The organism is Ectothiorhodospira magna (assembly GCF_900110965.1).
GTDB classification, from domain to species: Bacteria; Pseudomonadota; Gammaproteobacteria; order Ectothiorhodospirales; family Ectothiorhodospiraceae; genus Ectothiorhodospira; species Ectothiorhodospira magna.
In genome coordinates this window covers 20,193-27,036 of record NZ_FOFO01000030.1, presented here as the reverse complement: position 1 = coordinate 27,036, position 6,844 = coordinate 20,193, and the positions used below count along the sequence as shown (strand labels likewise).

The 6,844-nt window shown below is 61.6% G+C and carries 8 protein-coding genes; 2 read left to right on the top strand and 6 right to left on the bottom strand.

Features of this window, described 5'->3' with window-relative positions; genetic code table 11:
* From BMX62_RS13420 to dksA, 5 genes are all read right to left on the bottom strand, one after another.
* Positions 1 to 89, bottom strand: an 89-nt coding sequence (locus BMX62_RS13420; RefSeq protein WP_420795824.1) for a MerR family DNA-binding transcriptional regulator, incomplete at its 3' end; no start/stop codon positions are given.
* Between the two features lie 26 nt (positions 90 to 115).
* The gene (locus BMX62_RS11365) at positions 116 to 3,100 is read right to left on the bottom strand and encodes a sensor histidine kinase (protein WP_090209032.1); all 2,985 of its coding nucleotides are present in this window, start codon (positions 3,098 to 3,100) and stop codon (positions 116 to 118) included.
* The gene (locus BMX62_RS11360) at positions 3,090 to 3,269 is read right to left on the bottom strand and encodes a hypothetical protein (RefSeq protein WP_090209029.1); all 180 of its coding nucleotides are present in this window, start codon (positions 3,267 to 3,269) and stop codon (positions 3,090 to 3,092) included. The genes BMX62_RS11365 and BMX62_RS11360 overlap by 11 nt, the downstream gene beginning before the upstream one ends.
* Before the next feature lie 16 nt (positions 3,270 to 3,285).
* Entirely contained in the window at positions 3,286 to 4,209 is a 924-nt protein-coding gene (gene gluQRS / locus BMX62_RS11355) for a tRNA glutamyl-Q(34) synthetase GluQRS (protein ID WP_090209026.1), read from the bottom strand.
* A complete protein-coding gene (gene dksA, locus BMX62_RS11350) occupies positions 4,209 to 4,664 on the bottom strand; it encodes an RNA polymerase-binding protein DksA (protein ID WP_090209023.1) in 456 nt (151 codons plus the stop codon). Before dksA ends, gluQRS begins: the two co-directional genes overlap by 1 nt.
* Positions 4,665 to 4,791: 127 nt before the next feature.
* Between dksA and folB the strand changes: the two genes are divergently transcribed.
* Both folB and folK read left to right on the top strand, forming a co-directional pair.
* Positions 4,792 to 5,148, top strand: a complete 357-nt coding sequence (gene folB, locus BMX62_RS11345) for a dihydroneopterin aldolase (RefSeq protein ID WP_090209019.1) — start codon at positions 4,792 to 4,794, stop codon at positions 5,146 to 5,148.
* Complete coding sequence (gene folK / locus BMX62_RS11340; RefSeq protein WP_090209015.1) at positions 5,145 to 5,636, top strand: 2-amino-4-hydroxy-6-hydroxymethyldihydropteridine diphosphokinase; 492 nt, start codon at positions 5,145 to 5,147, stop codon at positions 5,634 to 5,636. Before folB ends, folK begins: the two co-directional genes overlap by 4 nt.
* 6 nt (positions 5,637 to 5,642) lie before the next feature.
* Here the strand turns inward: folK and BMX62_RS11335 are convergent, their stop codons facing one another.
* The gene (locus tag BMX62_RS11335) at positions 5,643 to 6,788 is read right to left on the bottom strand and encodes a GGDEF domain-containing protein (RefSeq protein WP_090209012.1); all 1,146 of its coding nucleotides are present in this window, start codon (positions 6,786 to 6,788) and stop codon (positions 5,643 to 5,645) included.
* Positions 6,789 to 6,844: the final 56 nt, after the last annotated feature.

The following is a 6,844-nucleotide window of genomic DNA, read 5'->3' as shown; positions in this document are numbered from 1 at the left end:
GCCGCTGGAATGAGGCGCCCCTCGCGGTCCCAGCGCTGCAGGGTCTTGACCGAAACACCCAGCCGCTTCGCCGCCTTGCCTGTACTCATGGTGTTCTCCATGAGTTAAGAGTACACTACCGCGCATTTTTTGCAAGACTAGAGTCTAGCTCCTCTTCAAGCGCCGGCAGTCGGATATGGAAGCAGGTGCCGCCTCCCGGCGGGGTGTCTGCGTAGACCGTGCCACCGTGGTCCTGAATGATGCTGTACACCACCGACAACCCCAGGCCAGTGCCTTCCCCTGCCGGCTTGGTGGTAAAAAAGGGTTCAAAGATCCGGTCAAGCATGGATTCGGGAATACCGCTGCCTTCGTCTTCCACCTGGAGTGCCACGCTGCCCAGGATGTAGTCACCGCGGATGATGATGCGGTCGCCGGGACGACTGGCCTGAAGGGCGTTGTTGATCAGGTTGACGAACACCTGCAGCAGCCGCTGGGCATGGCCACGGGCAATCAGGTTGTCGGGCACCTCGTTGAGGCAATCAATCTCCCGGCTACTGTCGCTCAACTGTACCAGATGAATGGCCTCGGCCACGCAGGTCCGCATGTTCACCGGTGCCGGTCGGGGGCGGGGCACTTCCCCGGCATGGCTGAAGGTGATCAGGGATTGCACAATGTCATTGATCCGTCGGGTTTGTTCCAGAATCTGGCTGGCGGTCAATTCCACTTCCGCCGGGTCTTTTTCGTAGCGCAGGTTCTGGGCCAGGGAAGCGATGCCGGTGAGAGGGTTGCCGATTTCATGGGCCACCCCGGCAGCCAGGCGGCCAATGGAAGCCAAACGGTCATTATGGGCCACTTCGCTTTCCAGATTGTGCAGTTCCGTCAGGTCTTCCACCAGCACCACCATCCCTCCCAGACCGTGGGCCACGGAACTGCCCAGCCCTGCAGATTCAATGGCTGCCTTGTGCAGGTTCAATCGACGCTGGCGGCCATCCACGGTGAGTTGCAGCTTGTACAGATGCCGGTCATCGCCGTTGATGAAGGTGCGCAGCACCCCATCCCAGGGGTCTTTGAGTCCGTCCAGGGTCTGGCCTACCGCAAAGGAGGAAGACATGCCGGAAATGGCGGCCATGGTGTTGTTCCAGATCAGGATATCGCCCCCCGGGGCGATGGAGCAGACCCCCAGCGGCAGTTCATGGAGCACCTGGCGATGATAGCGCCGCAGGGTATCCAGTTCTGCCGCCAGTCCCTTGAGACGTCCGGTAGAATGCTCCAGTTGTTCCTCTACAAAGCGCAGGCTGTCCGCCAGGGCCACCTGGGTCTGGGGCGGGACTTCCAGGCGATTGTCCATGATCATTCGCGCCAGCAGTGGTCCCATCAGGCCCGACAGGTTACGTTCCAGCCTGGCCCGCAGTCGTCGTAATTCACTGGGCCGCCGCTCGCTGCCATCCAGCTTTAAATCGGTCAGGGCGCGCTGGATTTCCAGGGCGGCGGTCTGTGGCCCGATCACCTGGGACAGGTTGGCGCGTAGCTGTTCCACGCTACGCATTTCCCCGTCTCCCAGTAACCGGCTTGGGGTGAGCTGTTCCCGGCGACAGTTCTGGGCCGCCTCCAGTTCTTCCGGGGTGGGACGGGTGAGCAGGGCGCCGGCAACAAACAGCAGGCTGTTGAGGGTCAGTGACCAGAAGGTGGCAAATGCCCAGCGGTTGTCTTCTCCGGCCCCCATCCAGACCATCAGGTTGATATCCACCATGGGCAGGCCGGAGTCATGAATCAGGGGGACGATCAGGGCCAGTAGCCAGACCAGGATGCCCCCTGTCAGGCCGGCAATGAACCCCACCCGATTGGCCCTGGGCCAGAACAGCAGACCCAGGATACCCGGCAGAAACTGGGCCACGGCGACAAAGGAGATCAGTCCGATCTGGGCCAGGCCCTGGTTGAACTCCAGTAGCCAGTAAAAACCATAACCCAGGCCGATGATCAGCAGGATCAGCACCCGGCGACCCCAGAGTAACCAGCCATAAAGGTTGGTCCGGGGCAGGGCCTGCTGGCGGTAATGGGCGGGCAGGATCAGATGATTCAGGCACATGGCCGCCAGGGCCAGGGTGGTGACGATCATCATGGCACTGGCCGCGGAAATGCCGCCAATGAAGGTGAACAGGGCCAGCCAGCTCTGATCCGCCGCCACGGGCAATCCCAGGACATAATAATCCGGGGCCACATCCAGCGCCGTGGCCTGTCCAGCCCACAGAATCAGGGGGATGGGCAGATTCAGCAGCAGCAAAAACAGGGGAAAGGCCCAGGTGGCCATCTGCAGGGCCCGGGGGTCCATGTTTTCGACAAAAGTCATGTGAAACTGGCGCGGCAGCAGGAAGGCGGCGGCAAAGGCCAGCACCATCAAGGTCATCCAGGGGCCTTCCTGGACCGGCGCATAGAGGGCCTCCAGCGCTTCTGGATGGGCTGTCAGCCAGGCATTGAGTTCGCCAAAACCACCAAAGACCCCGAACAGGGCAAAGCCCCCCACCGCCAGCAGGGCCAGCAGTTTGACGGCAGATTCAAAGGCGATGGCCACCACCAGACCTTGGTGTTTTTCCCTGGGGGTGATATGTCGCGCACCAAAGAGGATGGCAAACAGGGTCAGCGTGGCACAAAAGCCCAGGGCCAGCAGATGGGGGGGTTCCTGTCGGGTCAGCACGGAGACGGATTCGGTGACCGCCTTGATCTGCAGGGCAATGTAGGGAAGGATGCCCGCCAGCATGAACAGGGTGACGATGACGCCGGTCCACTGGCTACGGTAGCGGAAGGCAAACAGGTCTGCCAGGGAGGTGAGTTGATATTCCCGCACCAGCCGCAGCAGGGGGGCCAGCAGCAGGGGGGCCAGCAGGAAGGCCAGGGTCACCCCCAGATAGATGGTGAGAAACTGGTATCCCTCGGTCATGGCAAAGCCCACGCTGCCATAAAAGCTCCAGGAGGTGGCATAAACCCCCAGGGACAGGGTGTAGATCAGGGGGTGATGGACCCACCCATCCGGTAGCCAGCCTTTCTCGGTGGCATGGGCGATGAAGAACAACACCGCCAGATAGGCCACGCCGACCCCGTAGAGCAGGCTGATTTCAGAGATCATGGGGGCCTCGGTACCATTGGGCCAGGGCAGCCAGGGCAATGATCAGTCCCCAGAGCAGATAGGGCAGGTACCAGGGGGCACCGGGACGGGTCCACCATTCCAGCAGCGGTGAGGCAAACAGCAGCAGACCCAGCAGAAACAGCAACAGCGTCTTGTCCTGGGACAACATGGTCTCTCCCGCCCGGTCAGGCCGGCGCCCCTGGCGGGGACCAGTGGGCGAGGGCATGATTCAGCAGGCTGGTGGGGGTGGCATCTTGCCAGTTTTCAGGCCGGGGTAGCCCCAAAAATGCCATTGCCTGGACCAGATTGGCCAGGGGCGTGGCAGTGTTCACTGCCGGGGCATGGGTCTGCTTGGAGAGTTTGTCACCGCTGTGACCCAGTACCAGGGCATGATGGAGATAAACCGGCGTGGGTAGGCCCAGCAGATGTTGCAGATGGATCTGGCGGGTCGTGGAATCCAGCAGGTCGCTGCCCCGTACCACGTGGGTAATGCCCTGAAAGGCGTCATCCACCACCACCGCCAGTTGATAGGCGGTCAGGCCATCGGCACGGCGAATGATGAAGTCACCGATCTCCTGGCCCAGGCATTGGCTGACGAGACCGTGACAGCGGTCATGAAAGTGGATGGGGTCATTGTGGGTGCGTACCCGCAGCGCCCTGGGGCGGCGGCCCGGTGGCAGGCCATGCCGGCAGGTGCCGGGGTAGATGGGGCCTTCCCGCCCCATGTTGCCCGCTGCGGCGATCTCCCGGCGCGTACAGCCGCAGGCATAGGCCCATCCCATCTGTTGCAAGGTGGCGATGGCTTCTGCATGGGCCGCCCGGCGGGTGCTCTGGTAGAGCACATCCCCATCCCAGTACAGGGCGTGGGCGTCCAGGGTACGCAGGATGCTGGCAGCCGCGCCGGGCTGTTCCCGAGGGGGGTCCAGGTCTTCGATGCGCACCCGCCAGATGCCCTGGTGGGTGCGGGCATCCAGAAAGGAGATCAGGGCAGCCACCAGGGAACCCCGGTGCAGTGGGCCGGTGGGAGAAGGGGCGAAACGGCCAACATAGGTGTTGGCTGGCCGTTCGCCGGTTCGATGGGAAGGTGTAGTGTCTGTTGCCGGGGCCATCAGGCCATCTGCTTTTCCTTGATTTCCTGCAGGGTCTTGCAGTCAATGCACAAGGTAGCCGTAGGGCGGGCTTCCAGTCGGCGAATACCAATTTCCACGCCACAGGCTTCACAATATCCGTAGTCGCCGGTTTCGATGTCCTTGAGGGCCTCGTCGATCTTGCGGATCAGTTTGCGTTCCCGGTCGCGGGTCCGCAGTTCCAGGCTGAATTCTTCTTCCTGGGTGGCCCGGTCTGCCGGATCGGCGAAGTTGGCTGCATCCTCTTTCATGTGGCCTACGGTTCGGTCCACTTCTTCCATCAGATCCTGCTTCCAGGCCAGCAAAAGGGTCCGGAAGTGATCCTTCTGGGGCTTGCACATGTACTCCTCACCCTCGACTGGCTGATAGGGGGAAATGCCCTCTCCTTGCTGGGAAGGGCTACCGGAGCCATTTGGCGTACTCTTGGTGGAGGCCATTGTTCGCAAACTCCTGGGTGTCAAAAGGCGGGTTTAGATACCAGAGAATCGGGGTGGACGCAAGCAAAAGGCTCGACCTACCCCCGGTTCTTCCCAGTGGGTCTGTGTGCCTTTATAGTCCCATCCCATGGATATCGTCTACATTCGTGACCTCAGGGTCAAAACCACGGTCGGGGTCTTCGACTGGGAGCAGGGCATCCGGCAGACGGTGCGCCTGGATCTGGAACTGGGCTGCGACATCCGCCAGGGTGCCGGGAGCGACCATATCGGGGATGTGCTGGATTACCATGCGGTGGCCACCCGGGTGATTGCCCAGGTGGAGCAGAACCGTCATCAGTTGGTGGAGGCCATGGCCGAAGATCTGGCCCGGATGATCATGACCGAATTTGCCGTTCCCTGGCTACGACTCACCCTGGGCAAGCCGGGCGCGGTTCCGGGGGCTGCAGAGGTGGGGGTGTGCATCGAGCGGGGTGTGCGGGGTTGAGGCGGGCCTACATCAGCCTGGGCACCAATGTGGACCGGGCGCGCCACGTCAGGGCCGGGGTTGCGGCATTGGAGGCCCACCTGGGGCCGGTGCAGGTGTCCCCTGTCTATGAAACCGGATCGGTGGGGTTCACTGGACGGTCGTTCTACAATCTGGTGGTGGCTCTGGACACTGATTTATCACCTGCCGCCCTGGTCGCCCGGCTCAAGGCCCTGGAGGATCAGCATGGCCGGCAACGGGGAGGGGGGGATGCTCCGGGAGGCTGCACCCTGGATCTGGATCTGCTGTTGCTGGGGGAGTGTATTGTGACGTCTGAATGTCTGTGTCTGCCCCGGCAGGACATGACGCGCCATGCCTTCGTACTCAAGCCGCTGGCGGATCTTGCCCCCGATCTGAAACACCCCCTGCTTGGTCAGACCATGCAGGCCCTGTGGACCCGGTTTGACGATGACCGCCAGTGGATTCGTCCGGTGGCTTTTGCCTGGTAGTCAGGTTCAGTGATCGATAGACGGTGGATGGTCCGTTGGGCCAATGTCCTGGACTGAGCCGATGCGGTTCTTGCCGGCCTGTTTGGCCTGATACACCCCGGCATCGGCCATTTTGATCAATGCCTCGTGATGGGGGATCTGGGCCGTACTCACCGCCACGCCGATACTGACACTGCCGTGCCAGGGTTGTCCTCCGGTGGGTACCCGTAGCCGGGCGGCATTCTGGCGCACCTGTTCGGCAATGTACAAGGCGCCTTTGTGGGGGGTGGCGGGACAAAGGATCAGGAACTCATCACCGCCGAGTCGGCAGACGATATCATCATTGCGCAGGGCATGGCGCAGGGTGCGGGCCAGGGTCTGCAGCACCCGATCACCGGCATCATGGCCATAGGTATCGTTCACTGTCTTGAAATGATCAGCATCCACCATCATGCAGGCCATCGGTTTGCCGGTGGTGATGGATTCCTGCCACAGGGCTTCCAGGTGCTGAATGGCATGGCGGCGATTGGGCAGGCCGGTGAGCATGTCGGTCAGGGACAGCACCTCAAGCTGACGGTTGGCTTCCAGCAGGGCGCAGGTGCGCTGGTTGACCCGGTCTTCCAGTTCCCGGTTGAGTTGCTCCAGTTCCTGACTGCGGGCAGAGAGTTGGGTATACAGGCCATTCAAGGCCCGCAGCAGGGGTTGGGTGGCGCCGTGGCTGGTTTTTTCTTCCTGCAGGAAAGCCTCCGCCGGCGTTGCTCCGGTATTCACAGCGGCAATCTGGCGGGCCATATTGTGGTCCTGGCCAAGGATGTGAAAGGCCAGCCAGTGGGTGAGATAATCCAGTAGCTGTCTGCTGGAGCAGAGGGTGCTGATTTCAGCGGAGGCATGGCGTCGAGAAACCTCCTGCAGGAAATCAACATGGGCCTGGACGTGGGCTGTGATGTGGCGCGGGTCAATACCCGCCTGTTTCATCAGGTTTTCCTCGTCACGGAAGTGGTGTTGGGCGTAATCCACCAGCTCCTGATGGAGGGTAGCCAGATCGTCTGGTTGCAGCTGATTATCCATCCGGGCCTGGCCAAGACGGTTGATGAGATCCACCAGATGCTGGTGCTGGGCATCTACCGTGTGCAGACCGGTCAGGAAGGCGCTGTCCCAATGAAATGTGTTCACGTGTGAAATCTAGCCATGGATGGGGATTTTGGCAAGCAGGTCATTTTGTGGATAAG